Origin of the sequence: Pseudoalteromonas sp. McH1-7 (genome assembly GCF_013366255.1) — a bacterium.
Taxonomy (GTDB): domain Bacteria; phylum Pseudomonadota; class Gammaproteobacteria; order Enterobacterales; family Alteromonadaceae; genus Pseudoalteromonas; species Pseudoalteromonas peptidolytica.
Map to the genome: position 1 here is coordinate 35,990 of NZ_JABWPQ010000024.1, position 17,868 is coordinate 53,857.

11 protein-coding genes are annotated in these 17,868 nt (G+C 41.2%); 4 read left to right on the forward strand and 7 right to left on the reverse strand.

Annotation, left to right across the window (positions count from 1 at the left end; translation table 11 throughout):
• Positions 1-15: 15 nt before the first annotated feature.
• The 4 genes from HUZ36_RS16470 to HUZ36_RS21980 form a co-directional block, all read right to left on the reverse strand.
• Entirely contained in the window at positions 16-834 is an 819-nt protein-coding gene (locus tag HUZ36_RS16470) for a sulfotransferase family protein (protein ID WP_176033440.1), read from the reverse strand.
• Positions 835-1,213: 379 nt separating this feature from the next.
• Positions 1,214-1,858 carry a phage tail protein gene (locus HUZ36_RS16475; RefSeq protein WP_147391479.1) on the reverse strand — a complete coding sequence of 215 codons (645 nt, stop codon included), beginning with the start codon at positions 1,856-1,858 and terminating at the stop codon, positions 1,214-1,216.
• Between the two features lie 386 nt (positions 1,859-2,244).
• Positions 2,245-2,844 (reverse strand): aspartyl/asparaginyl beta-hydroxylase domain-containing protein, encoded by a 600-nt coding sequence (locus tag HUZ36_RS16480; RefSeq protein WP_147391480.1) that lies wholly within the window; start codon positions 2,842-2,844, stop codon positions 2,245-2,247.
• Between the two features lie 673 nt (positions 2,845-3,517).
• Positions 3,518-4,246 (reverse strand): hypothetical protein, encoded by a 729-nt coding sequence (locus HUZ36_RS21980; RefSeq protein WP_176033441.1) that lies wholly within the window; start codon positions 4,244-4,246, stop codon positions 3,518-3,520.
• A 286-nt stretch (positions 4,247-4,532) separates the two neighbouring features.
• Here HUZ36_RS21980 and HUZ36_RS16490 point away from each other — a divergent pair, with 286 nt between their 5' ends.
• The 4 genes from HUZ36_RS16490 (at position 4,533) to HUZ36_RS16505 (ending at position 11,339) form a co-directional block, all read left to right on the forward strand.
• On the forward strand, positions 4,533-8,369 hold the full coding sequence (locus HUZ36_RS16490) for a TOMM system kinase/cyclase fusion protein (RefSeq protein WP_176033442.1): 3,837 nt from the start codon (positions 4,533-4,535) through the stop codon (positions 8,367-8,369).
• Positions 8,370-8,379: 10 nt separating this feature from the next.
• Positions 8,380-8,628: a hypothetical protein gene (locus HUZ36_RS16495; RefSeq protein ID WP_125252815.1), complete on the forward strand. Its 249-nt coding sequence runs from the start codon at positions 8,380-8,382 to the stop codon at positions 8,626-8,628.
• Between the two features lie 180 nt (positions 8,629-8,808).
• Entirely contained in the window at positions 8,809-9,747 is a 939-nt protein-coding gene (locus HUZ36_RS16500) for a hypothetical protein (RefSeq protein WP_128729831.1), read from the forward strand.
• Positions 9,748-9,749: 2 nt separating this feature from the next.
• Positions 9,750-11,339: a hypothetical protein gene (locus HUZ36_RS16505; RefSeq protein ID WP_176033443.1), complete on the forward strand. Its 1,590-nt coding sequence runs from the start codon at positions 9,750-9,752 to the stop codon at positions 11,337-11,339.
• 153 nt (positions 11,340-11,492) lie between these two features.
• On the opposite strand, the gene HUZ36_RS16510 is transcribed toward HUZ36_RS16505, so the two are convergent.
• The 3 genes from HUZ36_RS16510 to HUZ36_RS16520 form a co-directional block, all read right to left on the reverse strand.
• Positions 11,493-13,676 carry an OsmC domain/YcaO domain-containing protein gene (locus tag HUZ36_RS16510; protein ID WP_176033444.1) on the reverse strand — a complete coding sequence of 728 codons (2,184 nt, stop codon included), beginning with the start codon at positions 13,674-13,676 and terminating at the stop codon, positions 11,493-11,495.
• 246 nt (positions 13,677-13,922) lie between these two features.
• Positions 13,923-14,585: a hypothetical protein gene (locus tag HUZ36_RS16515; RefSeq protein ID WP_147390266.1), complete on the reverse strand. Its 663-nt coding sequence runs from the start codon at positions 14,583-14,585 to the stop codon at positions 13,923-13,925.
• Positions 14,586-14,748: 163 nt separating this feature from the next.
• Entirely contained in the window at positions 14,749-17,865 is a 3,117-nt protein-coding gene (locus HUZ36_RS16520) for an efflux RND transporter permease subunit (protein WP_176033445.1), read from the reverse strand.
• Positions 17,866-17,868: the final 3 nt, after the last annotated feature.

The window sequence follows — 17,868 nt, forward strand, 5'->3', positions numbered from 1 at the left end:
AGCTTAAGTTCAGTTTTACTTTGGAGAAATAATACTGGCGCTTGTTCCCAACGGGTCTTGCCAAAATTGCATTTCGTTATATTTTGCAAAAAGATCGGGCGGTAAAATGGTATTACGTGCTTTATATTCAACTTTTCTTTTCACGGTGTGCAGATCTTTCACACCCAATTGAATATCAAATTCATTTTCGCTGTATTCCACATTGTCAAAATCATGTTGAAAACCGTCGAGTTGCAAAAACTCATAGAGTAATGCCAACGTTTTGTGCGGATACTGAGTAAAAATGTCGTAATCTATAATCAACAATCTATCCGAAAACTCGCCATAATATGCTTCTTTCAAAGCCGTCCAGGCAGAGCCAACAGCGCCAGCTGATTGCACTAATGACTCACAGCGAGTATAGACTGTTGTGCGAGAGGCAGGAGAAAACATCCGGCTATAGTCGAATGGGTTTTTACGATAAATCCGCTCAAAGCTGTCCATTATCCAAGCAGGGTTCCTGACTAAACAAATAACTTTAAGATTTTGATGCAACTCAACTTGCTGATGAAGTCTTGCCGTCCACAACCTATTTGTATCGAAAATCACGGACTTATTTTGTTGCGCTTCGTAGTACGATTTAAATATAGCAGTAACTAAAGATTTGCGCTTTTTCTCATCAAAAAATGAACCAAACTCACTACCTGCACCTATTTGCTCAAGACATGTGTTTATCAACACAGCTACGGGGCTAGACATGCCGGCATGAAAAGCTGGGTTTTGTCTTAAAATACCTGCTAGCAGGGTGGAACCTGAGCGCGGCAAGCCAGAGATAAAATGAAATTGCTGTGTCATAAAACAGTCCCTATACAGCCCTTGAGTTCGAATTTAGCCATTAATTGCAACCAATATAGAAACAAAATAGCGATATTTTTATAATTGAATTATTCTATATAAAATGTAGTCACCTTTTATTTTACATGCAAGCAAGCCTAAGCATTACCGATTTTAGAAAATCGATATGAATAATAAAGAAGAGTCGTTATCTAAAATAAACCGGGTGGCTTATAGAGCAGGTAAAACATACCTTGCTCATACGCAATGGCCATAAAATTCCGTAATGCTAAACACATCTACAGGTGTTACTTTAAGCGCAGTTGAGTTTGGGTCAGCTCACCTAGTAAACAGCTAAATGAGCTAACCATCACGTCCGACATAGCAGCTACGTCAGCTCTTAATTCCTTTGTGGAAAAATGCCTTCCATACAAATTACATAATTCACCGCTTGGTAAGGGCTACGACTTCTCACCGCAACAGCAGCGCCTGTTACTCCAGTTTCACCGCTAACATGTCCAGATGCAGAACCAGTCTGAGTCACTTCTATTCCTCCGAGTGCTACGGTAGAAGAGGGATTACCACCTGTGTAGTAAATTTTTTCCGGTGCATCAGGACCCGCGATATCTGGTGCTGTTGCAAGGTACGCTCCTGCCTGTGGTGTGGCTGAATCACCTTCCAATTGAGTCGCATTTAAAGTCACATGTGTGGTTGTAGCGTCTCCTGCTCCAGTAACATTAAGATTAACTCCATGATGGTGTGGTGGTAGGTTAGACTCGGTCAATATGAAGGAATCTCCACCACCAAACTGCCCCATATTAAATGGACCATAATATGGAGATGTACCATAGCCCAAAGGCGATCTACCTCTAAAATCAGGCAAACCAAATGATACTCTCCCATCACCACCAAAGTAGGTACCGAGTAACGCGAACACGGCAGTATATTGTGTTATTTGAACGGTCCCACCCATACAGAATGCAAAATCGACCGGCGCAAAGTGAAAGCCGCATGGCATAATCTGCCCAGTATATTCATCACTCATTTATTTCTCCTAATTAAAGTCAAAAGCCTGCTGGCTATAGTTGCATCCCAGCTTGAGTACCACCTACTCTCGAAAACTGGTGATCTGTTACTGAATTACCTCTTATCTCTGACCAACATAAAGATACACTTTGCAGAACGTTTCATTTAAAACAGCTCTAATGACATCTTTTCTCAGAGCAACCTGCCTGAAAACATATTCTTGGCTAGCTCTTTCTTTGTTGACAAAAATTAGATTCGATGACAGCAAGTCACCTAAAAAATCGACATACGATGCGCTTGTACAAACACGTTTCAGCAATAATCGTTTACTTTTACAATGGCAAGCGTCAGCCCTTTGAGACTTTTTTACGCCACCTGCTTTTGAGTGTGCCCATTACTAGCGCTTCATATTGAGTGAGTCATCGACTCTCCTTTAATATGTTCAGCGATCCACTCATTTACCACACAGTCAATGACCAAATTGACACGATCATTACCACCATTATTCTTTACGCTGTGTGTCTTGTCGGCATTGATATACCAAAGCTCACCAACAGCCATTGGTACGACCTTGCCATTAACTAAAAATAATACCTCGTCATTAGCCAATATCGGCACGTGTAGCCTTACTTCTCCCTTACACAAGCATAGTCCTCTGTCTCTGTGTGGCTTGATATATGCCCCAGGCTTTAACCGCATTAGACGCGCCGACTTTACGTCACATTGCAAACTCCATATTAAGCTTCGTATCGTTGGCAAACTGTCCATTAAAGGTAGATTTTTCCATTCGCTACCATCCCCCATAGCAAAGCACTGCAAAATCGGATGCGCATTTGTATGCTCCAGCTGACATCGCAGCGGTAATACATCCCAATCTCCAACGTAATCTCTATGATTCACATGAGGATTCCAGCTTTTGGTCAGTAATCGGCTAACTTCACTACACATAGAAGCACTGTTGATACCAATTGGTAGCCTACAGAAATCAGTATCAATCGCGCTCATCTTAAAAATAGTTCCTTTAATGAAATTAGATAGTTATGCTTCTGTGACAAGCAACCAGCTAATGGCTTTATATGATGCGCCACAATAACGAATAGTTATTAGCCTAGTATAAAGGGACAATAGTGCTATTAAAGATTGCAAAAAGTTTTGAGATTACTGGGTACACTCTCGTGCTGACTGGTTTTATAATTATCTTGTACAGGAGGCGCATTCTGGCGCAAGCAGCATTAGCATAGGGATTTTGACTTCAAGCTTGTGTTTATACCAATTGGACCTAATACTTGCCCAATTTGTAGGAGTAAATCTGACGCTAACAGCGTTAAAACTTCTTATCTAGAACAACTAAATAGCAAAATTTTTGCCTTGCCTGCACGGATGTGGGTTCCTTGGCGATAGCAGGACGCGGTAGCGGGGTTATCGACAAGGTTTTCTCGTCTCAAAGTAGGCCTCTTAAATAAGATAATTGGTATTACCTCTGCGCTTTAGTCAGGGGATGTGGTTTGGCTGAGTGGGATAGTTTTCTCGAAAATAGCCTTGTTTGCCTTGGTTACATAGGGGAGGTTTCGTTTAATTAAAGCGTTAATAGCGGATCTACAAATTTGCTTCTCCGCTACAACATTAATATTGCATCGATTATTGCTGGTATTAAAGGTCTCTTTGACAGGGTTAGCGATTAATGGATTGCACGTAAGCTTTGGTCTTCTGAGTCCAAATACCAAAGGCGCTCACCTGATAAACCACCGCTGACCACTACTTTTTGATTACCATCTAAACTGGTAAACTTTTTACCTTTTGTAAATCTTCCTAAGCTATAGTCTCTCAGGAACATGCCATTGTTTCCAAACACTTTTATACGTGTATTGTCTGAATCCAACACATAGACCCTGTGATGGCTATCTATCGTAATACTTCTTGGGCCATTAAGTTTATCTGTTTGATCATGGCCGAATTCGCCAAGTGTGTTTAGCACGTTACCGGAATAGTCCGTAACGATAACCTGGTGGCCGCCAAGTCTCAACCAGTAAACACTGCCGCTACTCGTATCAATTGCGAAATCATGTATCGGTATATCATCGCCTTCTGGAGTTGTAATTTGAGCGACTAAGTTCCCATACATATCAAATACATCAATAAAGCGGCTTAATTCAAAATATACAAACACTCTAGTGTCGTAGCGACGAATAATCTTTGCTTTCATCGTTACGTCAACACTTCCACCTGTTGGAGGGCTTATCTTTCTAACCGGTTCACTAATACCAAGTGACAGCAATTGCTCTCTCGATAATCTCGTGGAGTCAGCATTTGCTGCTATCAATTCATTTCCGGTCGCCATCGCAGGAAATGGTAGCACTGAAGCGGCTAATAACATCGAACTAGTATTCAAAAACGCTCTACGATCCACGAGCCTATCCTTTTGTTGTATTTATAGAAAAAATAATATATCAGCTTGGCAAAAAAACACAATTACTCTGTAATTACACAACATTACGCGAACAAAAAACAGACAAGATTTAATAAAAAAGAGTTCATAAATAAAAGATTACAGTATTTGGACTTGAAGTAACTAGTTTATAACCCATCACACCAGCCTGTTTAATTTTTTTAAATAATAGATAATCTCATACTAGACAAGTATTTACATTCCAATTAACCTATTACGTTAACATAGAATAAGAATTAGTAATCGTATGTCTCTGACTCAGTTTTCGGACAGCCATATTGTCGATGTCTTTCAGTCTGACAAGTATCAACTACTTGAAAAGATTGGGGAAGGTGGTTTTGGCAAAGTTTTTAAAGCTCGTCAATTAAATACAGGGCAGTTCGTGGCACTTAAGTTTTTGGCATTAGAGCCACAACTTGATGTAACAAAAAAACAACGATATGCCGAGCGATTTAATCGTGAAACTCTGCTTTGTAGTCAGCTTAATCATCCAAATATTGTTCGATTATTAGATAAAGGACAATTAAATGAAAATTTAATGTTTGGTGTCTTTGAGTATGTTGAAGGGCAAACATTAAGAGACTATTTAAGTCAAAATGGCGCTATTGATTCTGTCTATACCACTGATATTATGTTGCAGGTTTTGGATGCCCTTATCCATGCTCATCAACAAGGTATTATTCACAGGGATATAAAGCCCACAAATATTATGTTGAGCCAATCAGGGGCAAAAACCTATGCCAAAATACTCGATTTTGGTATTGGTACCCTAGCGCAAGAAAGTCGCCAGCATGATTTTGAGACGATTACCCTCACCCAAGAAACTCTCGGTACACCATCATATAGCGCGCCAGAGCAATTAAGGGGAGAGCCTGCATCAGCAAAGTCAGATCTGTATGTTTGGGGGTTGGTTTTTTTGGAATGTTTGACCGGTGTGCCAGCAGTAACCGGCACCAGTGTTGCGTCAATTTACCATAAACAACTCAGTGACGTACATATTCCTATCCCAAGCGCCCTGCTCGGTCATCCTCTGGCAGGTTTGTTAAGAAGAGTACTGCATAAAAGTGCACTAGAACGTGTCATAACAGCAACCGAGGCGTTTTCAGAGCTCGCTCGAATGAACGTTTCCAATCTAGTCGGTGTACTTAGCGACGTAAAGGCACAACACGGTTACGATGAAACAACAATAATGATCCGCGATGACGATCCAGATCATCGCGCAATTCAAGAGTATACGGCACTTACTGAGCGTAAACAGCTTACGGTTTTAGCGGTACGCTTAAGTGTTAAAGCGCTCGACAACCATGATAAAGACTACGATGTGATTGACACAGTTTATAAGTCTCAACGTAATCACTTTATCGATATTGCCACCCGCTACGGTGCCTACCATGTTGGGAACTTAGCCGATACTTGTCTTTTTTATTTTGGTTACCCCGTAAGCAGTGATAATGATGCACGCTTGTCTGCGCGCACAGCGCTAGAAATGATAAGCGAACTTGCCAAACGAAATGCATTGATGCAAGAAGCGCACAGAGTCTCACTCAATGCCCATATTGGTATTCATAGCGGAGTATTTATTACTTATGCCAACGCTGTTCCTGAAGGCCATCATGCAAATATTGCCGCAGCACTCTCTCGCGAAGCTGGCGAGCGACAAATTTTATGTAGTGCAGAATCGCGCTCACTCCTAGATGCTTTTTCAGAGTTTAACCTGTACGGCCAGTTACAAATTGGCCCATTGTTCGAGCTAACTCCAGTATACAATTTACAGGGTGAACGTCGCGTCGAAGCGTTTGGCTTTATGCGCGGTACTAAAAATAACCATGAGCTAGTTGGTCGCCATGCTGAGCTTGAGCAAACACTGTCACTCATTAATACAGAAATTGAGGGCGAAACACGTATTGCGCATATTCATGGCGAAGCTGGTATAGGTAAATCTCGTTTATTACAAGAGATCCGTGCTAATGCTCCACAATACCAACACTTGGTCGCTCAATGTTTGCCTGAGCATCAAAACAATGCCTTATACCCAATACTTAACTTAGTAAGGTATCTATTTAATACAGATCAGCTTGATGCCCATTCAGCAAATACCGTATTTAGCTACGTGTTATCAAGCATTGACAGTGAGCTTGATTTGACTCAGGCCATTCCTGTACTGCTTGTTTGGCTCAATATTTCTCTTGGTGATGATATAGCACCTTCAACTCTCGCACCTGATGAGCAAAAACAAGTGTTATTTAAAGGGTTATGTGCATTATTGCTGTCAAACCGCCATGGGATAAGTAAGTTTAAGCTCTATATTATTGAAGATATTCATTGGGCAGATAATACAACCTTAGAGTTTTTACATCATTTTGCGGGCGCATTAACGTCTGGCAATGTACTACTGAGTACATCGCGCCAAGATGTACCTAGCCAGTTAAAAGATTTAACCTTAGTCGATGTTTGTTTGAAAAAGCTAACGGCCAAAGCGACCGAGGACTTTATCATTAATCTATTTGACGGTCGCCAAGTCTCTGAACAAGTGCTTACTGTACTCACTAGCCGTACAGATGGGATCCCACTTTTTATTGAAGAGCTGGTCAACATGCTAAAGCAGAAAGCACTGGTTGGAGATAAAGGCGGAGTCATCGACTTTTTGGCACCTGATAAATTGGAGCAAGTTCCAACCAGCCTAAGAGAATCACTGCAACAAAAGCTCGACAACCTTCATCATGCCAAAGAGACAGCGCAACTGGCGGCAACCATCGGCCGAGAGTTTGAATACAATTTACTTATTGCTACATCATCCTTAAGTGAAAGCCAAATTCAAAACGACTTAAATGAGTTAATGGCTAACGATCTTATCGTGCATCAACGTCGTGTTGATAACGATAGCTACATTTTTAAACATGCTTTGGTAAGGGATGCTGCCTATGAAAGTATGGGTAAGCATGAATCATATGCACATCACATGAGTATAATTGAAGTACTCAACAATACAGGAATGAGCCAAAAGCAGCCCCTACTTACAACCCATCATTTAGCAAAAGTGGGAGATCATAATGCGGCTGTTGAATTATTACTAACATCAGCAAAAAGTGCTGCTGCCATCTACTCTGTCGCAGAGGCCAGTATTTACTATGCAGAAGCATTAAACTTCTTTCAAAATGGGTTAATTGATAACCAGCCTTTACTCCATAAAATTAAAAATGCGCTTGCTTCATCACGGGTTGCATACAATGGTTGGCTAGACACGTTGGCTAAAAAGCACGTGCTTCAAAATATCAGTGAACTCGCCACAATTTTAGACCCTAAAGAGCGCTTCATTACGATGAGAGGTGAATGGCTACACGCCTACGCTACCGGTGATATATTAAAAGCTCATAATATTGGATTACAGCTGCACGAAAACAAAAACGAATATCCACCTCACCAACACCCAGTGATCTTCGAGCTTTTATCGCAATCCTACTTTTCGCTAGGAGAGTTTGACAAAGTAATTGCGCTTGTCGATACGTTACCAAAAGAGGGCTTCTTCGATAATAGCTCTCAAGCCATAACTGATAATTACGGCTTTTGTTCTGAACTCACTTGTATTGCTTTTAAAGCGCTATCACAGTTGCTCACTGGTAAGGTTGATTTGGCACAAAGCGCCATGAACGATTTAGCTGAGCTTTCCAAAAATATTAATATAAATGACATTAGCTCAGCAACAAATGGGATATGGGCGTGGTTTAAACTAATACATGCTTCAATACAAAAAGATTCAGCTAATTTTAAAAAATATCAAGATGAAGCAAAAAATTACTCATCAACAGGGGTAAGCCTTGCAAAAAATTCTAATAATGTTGGCTGGTTGGGTTATAATAACATGCTCAACTACTTGGCTAATTTAGATAATATAGATAGCTTACAAGAATTCGAAGAAAAAATATCAAGCTTTGCTGGATATCGTTCACATCGTACTTTTTATTATTACTTTTTATACAAAGTATTACTATTTAATAAAAACACAATGAAAGATGACGCTTATAACGAATACTTAAATGATAAGGCTAGTACTAAAACCTTATATCTCCAAAACTATGAAAATTAGGAAATGAAAAATGAGTGATAATACAACACTACCAACTGGTTTAATCTCTTACATCTATAATGTAACTAACGATGAAGCTTTGAAGCAACGAGCGACCGACAACTTAGCCGAAGTGATGGCAGAGTTTGATTTAACAGCAGATCAAAAACGCATTATTACTGAAATTTCTTTAGAAACTGGATTAACAGATGATCTGTGGGATCAACTATCAGCAGAACTAAGACCTGAAATTCAACACACTATCAAAACAATTTGGTAATACATAGGAGCAGCGGGTGATTTTTTATCTTAATCAAGCGTGTATTTTTTGTAGTGAGTCCCTGTCAGTAATAAAAGTTGAGTTATTTATTTTGTACATAATCAATCTCTAATACTGTTGACATCATGAACAAAAAACAAACCAAAATTAAGTTAAATTGGCATTTCACCCGCATTCATCATGAAATATAGTAAAAGTGAGCTTTACAGCATTGCACTTGATAGTGAGGTTCAACATCTCAATAATACCGTATTAGAAGAGCTTCAGACAATTGTCAGTGAAATCCCTGAAAATATACACGCTATATGTTTCGAAAAGAGAATTGATCAGTTTGAAGATCCTGTTGACTTTTTAGTATGTTATTACTGCTCTCCTCATAATTTAGACAGCGTTTCATCCTATATAAATCAAAAAACTCCAAATAAATACGCCCTTAGAATAAATGAGTTTATAACGAATAGGAAGCACTCCCCTGCTTATAAACTAGTAAATTTAATATGGTTTAGCTTTGATTATGAAGAGGGTCGATATAGCACAGCTCCAACATTTTGTGTAAGTACACAACATTGTCAGTTTTCTGACTTTAGCCTATTAAGCTCATTTATAATTAACGCATCTGAATTTTTAGCTCCTGAGTTTTTAAACAAAACAAAAGAGTTACTTCCTAGTTTAGAATGCACTAGGATAAACCACTTCAGTTTTACATTTGGTAGAAAGGAATTTAGAGCTAAACTCGTTTTTAAATTAGAAACCTTAAGACTTCCTAGTCTACTCAAAGATCTAGACTGGAAAGGAAACTTATATCTGCTGAAACAGTTATTAAATACTATTGTTCAAGTATCAGATGAAATACAAGTTGGGCTTTCCTATTCAACGGAGTTGTCAGAAAAGATTGAAATTGAATTGCCTTGGATAACAAGACTTGACGAAAATTATCTACAAGATAGCTTTTTGAGCTCGCTAAGAAAAATAACAGAAAAAGAATTAAGCACTAATTTAACTCCTTGGCTCAACCTGAAAGTACAAACTGGTTACTATATAAAAATAACCCTTACATCAGCATCAGAATTTAATATCAAGTCATATTTATATTCTTCACCTTATAAAAAAAGGAAATAATCATGAAAAGTGTAATAGCGAAACTCTCTTTACTATTCGTAAGTACTGGTACTTTTGCTACTGAATACAGCATTTTTCCAGATTGGCTAGTCAAAGATGAATGCACATTAACAGAGCCATTTCCTTTTCCAAACGACTTGACTCAGCTAAAACCCTACCCGCTTGACGCATACAATAAATTAGTGAAGTCGTGTGAAGAGTTAAAACCTGTAAAGCCTAATGAATCGCAGAAGCTTGATTATTTGGATCACCGATACGCGCTATTTTCATGGCTGAGCTTTACTGCGCTAAATAGGCAATTGGACGAAAACTATAAGCTCACGCAAGATAATCTAAAAGTGTGTGCTGCTGACTCAAACGTCAATTGCCCGCTTCCACTTTGGATAAATTGGCGTGAAACCGAGACTATTTTCACAGCAGATGCAGCGCCTCCAAAAAACTGGGAAATATCCAAAAACTTCGCCATGATGCAGCCTTTATCTGCAGTGGAGCAAGTTGCGCCCAAAAATACACCGAAAAAACAGGCAATTTTAACTGACCAAAAAAACAACCCTGTATATTATCAGAAGTTTGTTAGTCCCTATGTATTCAATTTTATTACCAAAAATAAACTATATAGCATAGATGGCCAAATCGAATTCGCGAATAACCCAACTTATAGTTGGGCATGCAAAAGCCAGAGCGCGAGTAGCATGTGCATCAACATGAATACGATTGGCTTTTTAGCGTGTTCCAGTGGTTCCTCATTACCCACTTGTAACTTGCCACAAGACCTGACCAATTTTGACCCTAAGCCGCCAGGCCTTGCTATCGAGATAAAGGTAGCGTGGAAAATACTCGATGAGTCTGATGATCCGAGTAAGTACATTCGCGCAACACTGCCCGTAAAACGCTACCACCAAATACAAAGTGGTGAAACAGGCTCATTTAAAGTCGAAGAACAAGAAGTTGGCGTAGTTGGATTTCACATAATGCAGAAAACCGGCACGTCTAGTAATTGGATTTACGCAACCTTTTCACATCAGGATAATGTTTGGGGCAACTCTCCAACCTTTTTCGATAAGCAATGTCCAACATGCGCAATCAATCACCCAGTAGGAGGCACTAAGCCTACTCAAGTGGTTCGATTGGAACAAATATCACCGGTTGTTGAAAAAGTGAATCAGCATATTTCTAAGCTATTCAAACAAGAAAACGCTGTTTTGCAATATTACAAACTAATTGGTACGCAGTATTCAACTAATAACAGCAGTAAGCCAATGACTGATATTAATGGCCAACCAAGTGATACAATTGAAACCAAGCTCACCAATTATTCAGGTGGATTGCCCCACCCTGTTTATCTAACTAATGAGGTGATTGAGACATTTTTACAACTAGGAAATCAGCCATTAGGTAAACAAGAAGCGCTTTATTATAAAAGCTCCTCTTGTATGAATTGTCATGCAGCAGGCGGGATCGCAACCGACTGTGATAAGAATACCGGCAAACCGATATTTACACCACGTACAGCAGACTTCTCTTTTATATATCAAGATGCAAAGGCACAGTTTAAAGAGCAAAACTGTATCAAAGAGGAGCAGTCTAATTAACCTTCGGTTTGGGGCTAGCTGCCTAAGCTGATGTGTATTTCTGTGAGCTGCAATGAGCACTTGTGGTTTCAACCGCATAATGCTCAACAGTCCGTCAAACTATAAAGCAAGATAGCAGTCATGCTATCTTGCTTTTACTTTAAAAAGTAAAGATTAGCGCTGTGCTAACTTTCCTCTTGCTGTATGAAGCTTCTTGTAACTCTCAATAAGACGCAGATGCTTGTCTAACCCTTCTAACTTCATATTAGTTGGCGTTAAGCCATAGAATTTCACATCGCCATTAATTGAGCCAATAACTGCATCCATCACCTCTTTACCAAACATACGAGTAAAGTTGTGAATGTAATCCTCTATTTCTAACTCGTCATCCAATGCAATTTCGAGTGTGGCGTGCATTGCTTGGTAGAATAAGCCTCGCTCAACGGTGTTGTCGTTAAACTGCAAGAAGGTTTCCACCAGTTCAATAGCCGCTTCGATATCACCAAGCGCTAGATAAATCAAAATCTTAAGCTCTAGAATAGTAAGCTGACCCCACACCGTATTTTCGTCAAACTCAACGCCGATAAGGGTGATAATGTCGATATAATTATCAAGCTGGCTGTCTTCTAAGCGCTCAACCAAGTCAGCTAATGCTTCGTCATCTAGTGAATGAATGTTAAGAATATCTTCGCGATATTGCAGTGCTTTATTGGTATTATCCCAGATCAGATCTTCGGCTGGATATACTTCAGAGAATCCCGGAACTAAAATACGGCAAGCAACGCCTAAATCTGTGAACTCCGCAATATAAGCTTCTTTACCTAACGCCTCTAGAATGCCAAATAACTTATCGCATTCTTCTTCATTAGTGCCTGTAAAATCCCACTCAACAAAGTCGTAGTCGTGCTTTGCACTAAAGAAGCGCCATGAAATCACGCCCGTTGAATCGATAAAGTGCTCAACAAAGTTCTCCGGCTCAGATACTGCCATGCTGTTAAACGTAGGTTTTGGTACATCGTTTAAGCCTTCAAAGCTACGCCCTTGCAACAGCTCGGTTAAGCTTCGCTCAAGCGCTACTTCAAAACTTGGATGCGCCCCAAAAGAAGCAAAGACACCGCCTGTTTTTGGATTCATTAGCGTGACACACATTACAGGGAATTGACCGCCAAGAGACGCATCTTTAACCACAACTGGGAACCCTTGATCCTCAAGTCCTTTGATCCCTTCAACAATACCTGGATATTTAGCAAGTACAGACTCTGGTACATCAGGCAACACAATTTCTTGTTCGATGATTTGCTTTTTCACCGCACGTTCAAAGATCTCAGATAAACACTGCACTTTGGCTTCAAACAGATTATTACCAGCACTCATCCCATTACTTAGGAATAAGTTCTCTATTAGGTTTGATGGGAAATATACCGTTTCACCATCTGAATGGCGGGTATAAGGAATAGAACAAATGCCGCGCGCTACATTACCTGAGTTTGTATCAACAAGGTGTGAGCCACGTAATTCACCTTCTGGGTCGTAAATTTCGCGGGTGTAATCATCTAAGATTTCGTTAGGCAGCGCATCATCAGCACCTGGTGTAAACCATTTCTCGTTCGGATAATGCACAAACTCAGCATTGGCAATTTCTTCACCAAAGAATTGGTCGTTATAAAAGAAGTTGCAGTTTAAACGTTCAATAAACTCGCCAAGTGCTGAGCAAAGTGCACTCTCTTTGGTTGCCCCTTTACCATTAGTGAAACACATTGGCGAAGCAGCATCACGAATATGCAGTGACCAGACGTGTGGCACGATATTACGCCATGATGCAACCTCAATCTTCATACCCAAGTCAGACAGGATCTTGGTCATGTTTGCAATTGTTTGTTCAAGCGGCAGATCTTTACCCAAAATAAAAGTACTATCGCTTTCACTGGTATCAACCATCAGCATTGCTTGGGCGTCATCCTCTAGGCTCTCAACTGCTTCTACTTGAAATTCCGGCCCAGTTTGAATCACTTTTTTCACGGTACAGCGGTCGATTGAGCGCAAAATACCTTGGCGGTCTTTTTCAGAAATGCTCTCCGGTAACTCAACCTGAATTTTAAAAATTTGGTTATAGCGGTTTTCTGGATCAACAATGTTATTTTGCGCTACGCGAATACCATCTGTCGAAATATCGCGAGCATTACAATACACCTTCACAAAGTAAGCTGCACAAAGCGCTGAAGACGCTAAAAAATAGTCGAATGGGCTTGGTGCTGAACCATCGCCTTTATAACGAATGGGCTGATCTGCAATGACAGAAAAGTCGTCAAACTTGGCATCAATTCTGAGATTATCGAGGTAATTTACTTTGATTTCCATTGGAAGGTTCCGGTGTGTTGCAATCGAAAACGCTCATTGTACTTGAGGATGCAAGGCCACGCCAATGGAAGTTACATTTAGAGAGCATCTCATGGCAATAAAAAACGATGGATAAAGGTAGTTAACTGAGCTTCGGATCATTGTGATTAAACACACTTTGAGGCCCCCAGGTCTGATAGCGTGACTCAGCCAGCCATATGCTAATTCAGCCTGAGATTTAAAAATAATAAGCTAACTCAGACTGACTTATAAAGCCGCAAGTAAGTCTCGCTGACTTACCTTACCCAGTTTAAGCTGCTCATAAGAGTCATAGATAGCTTTTTTACTGTCTTGCAGGCGCTCAGCAACATCTTCACCTTCAAGCAGCGCTGCTTGCGCGGCTTCCAGTCGGTCTTGCATATCTGCAATAATAGCTGTTAACTTCGCTTTATCTGACTTGAGTAGTGTACTGTCCTGATCCACTTTTTGCTCAAGCATAGAAAACAGCTCAGAGCGCACAGAAATAGTTTTATACTCTTTAAAATCTAACCCTAAATGGTTGAATAACAGAGCTTGATTCATTTCCTCTGGTGCAATCTCTACTTCTATAGGCATTTCCACAATATTCGTCATCATTTCGCGATACATCTCAATGTTATATTCACGACTGCCGACTTTATGGCTTGAGCTGACTAAGGACTCATGGGCTATTTTTTCAGCTTGCTCAAAATGCTTGACAAGATAAATCGATTGCGGATTGTTCGACGTCTTTTCTTGAACCGCTTTTGCAGCTGCCATAAAAGAGTTTGTTTCCGAACTTTTTGCCACGGGGTTGGCAAATCCTTGACCTTCTATGGTGTTGTTACTCGCATCACCAATTTGTTTACGCGAACTATACACTGGCGAATACGCCGAATTTTGAATATACATATACACTCCTTGGTATTAACACACTTATAAAGCAATAAGTGCGCCAAGGAAATGTGGTTAAGATTTTAGCCTCTTAACCACAGTTACCGGCTCTTGTAGCTAAAAATTTGCCGTTCAACCCCCTCATATTAGCGCACTTAAGGCAAACTTTTTCCGCTACCGATTAGCCAGCCACTTTCTCTCTCCAGCGGATCATCAGCATATAAACTGCTGGTAACACAATCAAAGTGAGCAAAAGTGCACTAGCCATACCACCAACCATAGGCGCAGCAATGCGACTCATTACTTCAGAGCCTGTACCTGAGCCGTAAAGGATAGGTAATAGTCCAATGATAATGGTCGCCACTGTCATCATAACCGGGCGAATGCGCTTACCCGCCCCTTCTAAAATGGCGTTATTTATAGCCTCAGGAGTCATAATCTGTTGTTTTTCTTTCAGCTCACTTATAGCTTGATTGAGATACACCAGCATTATTACCCCTATTTCAACCGCGACACCTGCCAGTGCAATAAAACCGACCCCAACCGCGACAGAAAAGTTAAACCCCTCTAGGTATAGTAACCACAGCCCACCTATCATGGCCATTGGTAACGTTGCCATGATAATCGCCACTTCACTCAACCTTCTAAAGTTTACATAGAGTAGAACAACGATGATCCCAAGTGTAAGTGGCACCACATAGGCTAATTTTGCTTTCGCACGTTCCATATATTCGTATTGCCCTGCCCAGCTGATGGAGTAGCCTGCTGGCAGCTCCAGCTGTTCATTCAGCACTTGCTTAGCCGTGTCCACGTAACTACCAATGTCTACCCCATCTAAGTCAATAAATGTCCATCCGTTTATTCTCGCGTTTTCACTTTTGATACCGGGCGGGCCATTTTCAATATAAATGGTCGCAACGTCACCTAGGGCAATATTCAGTCCTTCAGCCGTCACAATCGGGAGCTGCTTTAACGCTTCAGGGGAATTTCGTAAGTCTTGAGGGTAGCGTAAACTCACCGGATAGCGCTCTTGGCCTTCCACAGTTTGCGTCACGTCCATCCCGCCAATTGCAGTTGCGACGACCTGTTGCACATCAGCAATGTTTAACCCAAATCGCGCGGCCTTATCACGCTGAATATCAATTTTAACGTAACGTCCGCCAGCTACCCGCTCTGAATAGACAGAGGCAGTGCCCTCTACTTTGTTCAGTATGCGCTCAATGTCCTGACCAATACGCTGAATGGTATCTAAGTCTGGACCTGCTACTTTTATGCCCACTGGCGTTTTTATTCCCGTTGCGAGCATATCAATACGGGTTTTAATTGGCATTACCCAAGCATTGGTCAATCCGGGGAATTGTACGAGTTTATCAAGTTCAGCTTTTAGTTTTTCAGTGGTCATCCCCTCACGCCACTGGTCTTTGGGTCTTAATTGAATAAAGGTTTCAATCATAGTCAATGGTGCAGGGTCGGTGGCCGTTTCCGCGCGGCCAATCTTACCAAAGACATTTTTGACTTCTGGCACAGTCGCAATCAGCTTATCCGTTTGCTGTAGAATTTCTCTCGCTTTGCCAATGGAAATACTTGGATAAGTGGTTGGCATATACATCAGATCCCCTTCATCCAGTGGCGGGATAAACTCACTCCCGATTTTATCCATCGGATAGAATCCCACTATGGTAATTGCGGTAGCAGCGATAAGTGTAAGCTTCGGAAAATGTAAAACTTGCCTCAACAATGGCGTATATGCGCCAACCAAAACTCGATTTACGGGGTTTTTGTGTTCAGGAACAACCTTGCCGCGAATAAAGTAGCCCATTAAAACTGGAATAAGGGTAATAGCAAGCCCCGCCGAAGCGGCCATCGCATACGTTTTAGTATACGCAAGTGGGGCAAACATACGTCCTTCTTGCGCCTCTAAAATAAACACAGGTAAAAAGCTCACTGTAATAATCAACAAACTAAAAAATAGTGCAGGCCCTACTTCTGAGGCTGACTTTGCGACAATTTCCCAGCGGTTTTCATCGTTTAGCGGCGTTTTCTCCATGTGCTTGTGCATGTTTTCAATCATCACGATTGCGCCATCTGTCATCGCCCCAATCGCTATGGCTATGCCACCAAGGGACATAATGTTGGCATTCACCCCTTGAAAGTACATCACGATAAAAGCAACCAATATCCCCAGTGGTAGAGTGACCACCGCAACAATAGAGGAGCGAATATGGAATAAGAATACAACGCAGACTAACGCCACCACCATTAGCTCTTCGAGCAACTTGGACCAAAGGTTATCAATGGCTTTGCTGATAAGCTCAGAGCGGTCATAAACGGTCACCACTTCAACGCCTTCCGGTAAGCTCTTTTGCAACTGGGCCAGCTTTTGTTTAACACCCTCTATGGTATTTTGCGCGTTTTCACCAAAGCGCATCACCACCACTGCACCAACAACTTCTCCCTCGCCGTTAAGCTCCGCTATACCACGGCGCATTTGTGGCCCAATATTGACCGACGCAACATCCGCAATCGTTAGTGGAGTCCCCTTAACGGCTTGGCCTAGTGGTATTGCTTCAATATCTTTAACACTTTGAATATATCCTGTGCTGGTTACCATGTATTCAGCTTCAGCCATTTCAATAACAGATGCCCCTGACTCTTGGTTTCCACGCTGTAAAGCCTGCTGAATATGGGTTAGGGGAATGCCATAAGCACGCAGTTTATTGGGGTCAACCTGTACTTGATACTGTTTAACCATACCGCCAATTGGCGCAACTTCAGATACACCAGCAACCGATTGCAGCTCAAATTTTAAAAACCAATCTTGCAAGCTGCGTAGCTGACTAATATCGTGCTTACCGGTTTTATCTACTAACGCATACAGATACACCCAGCCCACGCCCGTAGCATCAGGCCCCAGTTGCGGCTTTGCTGCTTCAGGTAATTGCGGTGCAACTTGACTTAGATACTCAAGTACGCGACTACGTGCCCAATAAAGGTCTGTTTTGTCATCAAAAATAACGTACACATAGGAGTCACCAAAAAAAGAATAGCCCCTTACCGTTTTTGCACCAGGCACGGAGAGCATTGCCGTGGTGAGTGGAAACGTTACCTGGTCTTGTACTACTTGTGGTGCTTGCCCAGGATAGGGGGTTTTTACAATGACTTGAACATCTGACAGATCTGGGATCGCGTCAACTGGCGTATTTTTTAAGGTAAATAGCCCAATACCAACCGTCATTAAGGTCAGCAATACCACAAAAAAGCGGTTATACACCGACCAACGTATGATAGCTTGGATCATAAT

Coding starts and splice junctions, on each gene's coding strand:
- HUZ36_RS16480 (WP_147391480.1), bottom strand. CDS start 2,844: ATGAGCGCGATTGATACTGATTTCTGTAGGCTACCAATTGGTATCAAC.
- HUZ36_RS16495 (WP_125252815.1), top strand. CDS start 8,380: ATGAGTGATAATACAACACTACCAACTGGTTTAATCTCTTACATCTAT.
- HUZ36_RS16490 (WP_176033442.1), top strand. CDS start 4,533: ATGTCTCTGACTCAGTTTTCGGACAGCCATATTGTCGATGTCTTTCAG.
- HUZ36_RS16520 (WP_176033445.1), bottom strand. CDS start 17,865: ATGATCCAAGCTATCATACGTTGGTCGGTGTATAACCGCTTTTTTGTG.
- HUZ36_RS16475 (WP_147391479.1), bottom strand. CDS start 1,858: ATGAGTGATGAATATACTGGGCAGATTATGCCATGCGGCTTTCACTTT.
- HUZ36_RS16510 (WP_176033444.1), bottom strand. CDS start 13,676: ATGGAAATCAAAGTAAATTACCTCGATAATCTCAGAATTGATGCCAAG.
- HUZ36_RS16500 (WP_128729831.1), top strand. CDS start 8,809: ATGAAATATAGTAAAAGTGAGCTTTACAGCATTGCACTTGATAGTGAG.
- HUZ36_RS16505 (WP_176033443.1), top strand. CDS start 9,750: ATGAAAAGTGTAATAGCGAAACTCTCTTTACTATTCGTAAGTACTGGT.
- HUZ36_RS16470 (WP_176033440.1), bottom strand. CDS start 834: ATGACACAGCAATTTCATTTTATCTCTGGCTTGCCGCGCTCAGGTTCC.
- HUZ36_RS16515 (WP_147390266.1), bottom strand. CDS start 14,585: ATGTATATTCAAAATTCGGCGTATTCGCCAGTGTATAGTTCGCGTAAA.